This window comes from Mesorhizobium sp. M2A.F.Ca.ET.039.01.1.1, from assembly GCF_003998035.1.
Lineage (GTDB): Bacteria > Pseudomonadota > Alphaproteobacteria > Rhizobiales > Rhizobiaceae > Mesorhizobium.
The window spans coordinates 1-762 of sequence record NZ_RZRY01001372.1; the positions used below are offsets into that span (position 1 = coordinate 1).

The 762-nt window shown below is 60.2% G+C and carries 2 protein-coding genes; both read left to right on the forward strand.

The window, feature by feature from the left end:
- A partial coding sequence (locus tag EOA24_RS39930; RefSeq protein WP_145992587.1) for an amidohydrolase family protein occupies positions 1-313 on the forward strand: 313 nt, incomplete at its 5' end.
- A gap of 128 nt (positions 314-441) precedes the next feature.
- A partial coding sequence (locus EOA24_RS39935; RefSeq protein ID WP_127410924.1) for an ATP-binding cassette domain-containing protein occupies positions 442-762 on the forward strand: 321 nt, incomplete at its 3' end.

The following is a 762-nucleotide window of genomic DNA, read 5'->3' on the forward strand; positions in this document are numbered from 1 at the left end:
CGTGGTGTTCGCGTCCGACTGGCCAGTTTCTCCGGTCGATCCGATCCTGTCCATCCAGGCGGCAGTCATGCGCAAGCCTTGGGCGGAAGGCATGCCCGACCAGAGCTTCTCGTTGCGAGAAGCGATCCAGGGTTACACCGTCGAGGGCGCCTATGCGGAGTTCATGGAAGATCGCAAAGGTCGCCTGAAGACCGGCTATCTCGCCGACATCGTCGTCTTGTCGGCCGATATCGAGGCGACCGCGCCGGAAGCGCTGCACACGGTGCGCCCGGTCACCACCATCTGTGGCGGCAGGGTCACCTATCAGGCCTGAGGTGCGGCATGGGAATTGCATTTGAAAATCAGGTAGCAGCTCCGCAGTTGCCAAGCCCCACGGCTTATGGTCACAATCAAACAGGAACACACCTGCCGGAAAGAGCAGGCTCTCTCAATGGGGTAATCGTGCCGGAACAACCGGGTAAGAACGCGATCGAAGTTCGCGGTGTTCGCAAGGTTTTCGGAACCGGCGAAAACCAGGTAGCCGCCCTCGACACGGTTTCGGTGTCGATCCGCGAAAATGAGTTTTTCACGCTGCTCGGTCCGTCTGGATGCGGAAAGACGACGCTGCTGAGATTGATTGCCGGCTTCGATTTCCCGAGCGCCGGCGAGATCCTGCTGCACGGCCAGGACATCGCGCCGCTGCCACCGTTCAAACGTCCGGTCAACACCGTCTTCCAAAGCTATGCGCTGTTCCCGCACATGACGGTGGCGCAGAATATCGGC